This window comes from Thermodesulfobacteriota bacterium (assembly GCA_039028315.1).
Lineage (GTDB): Bacteria > Desulfobacterota_D > UBA1144 > Nemesobacterales > UBA2774 > CR02bin9.
In genome coordinates, this window is record JBCCIH010000233.1 from 1 (window position 1) to 2,972 (window position 2,972).

Annotated in this window: 2 protein-coding genes; both read left to right on the forward strand. The window is 40.2% G+C overall.

Annotated elements, in window-relative coordinates:
* The first annotated feature begins 139 nt into the window (after nt 1-139).
* Nucleotides 140-1,141: an IPTL-CTERM sorting domain-containing protein gene (locus AAF462_11330; protein ID MEM7009714.1), complete on the forward strand. Its 1,002-nt coding sequence runs from the start codon at nt 140-142 to the stop codon at nt 1,139-1,141.
* Between the two features lie 108 nt (nt 1,142-1,249).
* A partial coding sequence (gene mutS / locus AAF462_11335; protein MEM7009715.1) for a DNA mismatch repair protein MutS occupies nt 1,250-2,972 on the forward strand: 1,723 nt, incomplete at its 3' end.

The window sequence follows — 2,972 nt, forward strand, 5'->3', positions numbered from 1 at the left end:
ACGCTATTCTCATTTGCCATAGCGTTAGATTGTAACACTAAGTTAAGTAGGGGCAAATATTAATTGTTGGTGGCGAGATAAAACTATGCTAGAATTCTCGTAATTTACTTTTCTACAAATGTAGATGGAGGAAATAAGAATGAAAAAACTACTATTAGTCCTCGTATTCGTTTGTACCTTTAATATATCAAACTCTGATGCTCAAGTTTTTTTGGTCTGCAGTGAAGAAACTGATGAAGTACTGGCATACAATGGTATAAACGGATCATTTATAAATCCTTTCGTATCTTCTATGAGTGGTGGTATAGATCAGCCTAGAGGAGGTGTTGTCGGCTCAGATGGCAATTTATATGTTTCGGGTCGTGCTTCTGATAATGTAATTAGATATAATGGCCAAACTGGTTCTTTTATCGACGTGTTTGTGCCCGCAGGTAGTGGGGGTCTTGATGCTCCTGATTCACTAATTTTTGGCCCTGATGGAAATCTATATGTTGCAAGCTTTTCTAATGATAACGTACTCAGATTTGATGGAGAGACAGGTGAATTCATTGATGAATTTGTTGCTACGGCAGCAAATGGGGGCTTGGATAGTCCTACTAGTCTAGTATTCGGACCAGATGGTAATCTCTATGTAAGCTCTTTTCTTGAGAATGGCGTATTTAGATATAATGGTGCCACAGGAGCATTTATAGATATATTTGTTCCCAACAACAGCGGAGGTTTAATACGTGCGGTTGACCTTGCCTTCGGACCTGATGGAAATCTCTACGTATCAAGTAATCAAACTAGTGAGGTAAAAAGATATAATGGCACCACAGGGAATTTCATAGATGATTTCATTACCAGCGGTAGCGGGGGTTTATCCAATCCCATAGGGCTTCTATTTGCATTTGATAGTATATTATATGTAGGCGATGATTTTTCAAATCAAGTTCTAAGCTACAACGCCAATACCGGTGCTTTCATAGATGTGTTCGTAACACCTAATAGTGGAGGTCTTAATGATCCATACTGCTTGCTCTTCATTGATAGAATAGCGAGAAATGTTCCAACGTTATCCGAGTGGGGACTAATTGCCATGGCTGGTGTTTTAGGTCTGGTTGGATTTATAGTCATGCGAAAAAGAATGGCTACTGCTTAAACTCTAAAACTTTTCACAAAAAATTTTAGGGGCTTTCACGCTAGTGTCAGCCCCTTTTTTTATTCCTAAATTGAGACTTTAACCCTTAATTGATATAATCATCTAGCTATGTCAGAGCAGACCCCGATGCTAAAGCAGTATGTTTCCATTAAAAAGGAGTATCCGGACTCTATCCTTTTTTTCCGCCTGGGGGATTTCTATGAGATGTTCTACGACGATGCCAAGGTCGCATCAAAAGTACTGGGCATAGCGCTTACATCCAGAAACAAATCAGGCAAAAATCCGGTGCCGCTTTGCGGAGTGCCATTTCACAGTGCTGAGCCCTATCTGGCCAAGCTACTTAAAGAAGGACACAAAGTTGCCGTTTGCGAGCAGGTAGAAGATCCCAAGACCTCTAAAGGCGTCGTTAAAAGAAAGGTCGTAAGAGTACTCACACCTGGGGCAATAATAGATACAGAAAAGCTAGACTCGAAATCAAACAACTACCTTGCCAGCGTTTATGTAAATAACCATTCCTATGGTTTTTCCTACACAGATATCTCAACCGGCACTTTTAGAACAACTTCTTTTAGTTCATTAGATGCTTTATTAGATGAGCTCTCACAAATAGAGCCTAAAGAACTATTACTTCAAGATGAAGAAAATAGAGGAAATATCTCAAGATCAGATTTGATAGGGTCTAAGAATATTCTAGTTACAGAACTTGACCCATGGATTTGGGACCTTGACCGTTCAAAAGAGCTTCTATTAGAGCATCTGTCTGCAAAAACCCTTGAGCCCTTTGGGCTTGAAGAACACCCTGACTCTATCACTGCATCAGGAGCTTTGATCCAGTATTTAAAAGACACTCAGATGGATGAGATGCCTCCCTTAGATGAGCCTCAATATTATGAGAAGTCTGATTATTTATTAATTGATGAATCAACTAAAACAAATTTAGAGCTCCTAAACACAATTAGGGGTGAGAGTGAACACGGAACTCTGTTTTGGGTTCTCGATGAGACCATGACTGCTATGGGAGCCAGGATGCTTAAGTTCTGGATAGCAAACCCGCTTATAAATAAGAAGAATATAGAAGAAAGGTTAGATAGCGTCACTGAATTTAGATCTGACCCCAGATTAAAAACTGACATTAGATTGGTGCTTAAGGACATAAGCGATATTGAACGACTGATTGGAAGAATCTCAACCACCCAAGGAAGGCCAAGAGATTTAGGTTCTCTTAGAGACTCTTCCTCCTATATAAAAGAGATAAAAGAAAAGCTGGAGAGCTCTGAAGCAAAAACACTTAAGGGAATCTCCAAGGATATCGATGGGCTTGAAGATCTAAAAGAGCTCCTCCAAAATACTCTCGTAGACGAGCCGCCTGTTTCATCCAGAGAGGGCGGGATAATTAAAGAAGGTGTGAATGCAGAGCTAGATGAGCTCAGGTCCATAAGGCGGGACGGTAAAAAATGGATTGCAGAGCTTGAGGGAAGAGAAAAAGAGGCAACCGGTATTACTTCTCTAAAAATTGGCTATAACAAAGTGTTTGGTTACTACATTGAGGTTACTAAAACTCACTTAGACTCAGTTCCTGAGCACTATATACGAAAACAGACGCTCGTAAATGCAGAGAGATACATCACCCAGGAGCTTAAGGATTACGAAGAGAAGCTATTAGGCGCCGAGGACAAAATACTAGATATAGAAAAAGAGCTCTTTGAAGAGGTTAGAGTCAAAGTGGCGCTTCATTCAGATAGGGTTAGAAAAACAGCTAGTCTCATTGCAAGAATTGACGTTCTATCATCTCTTTGTGAGGCGGCGGAAAAATATGATTATGTACGGCCTG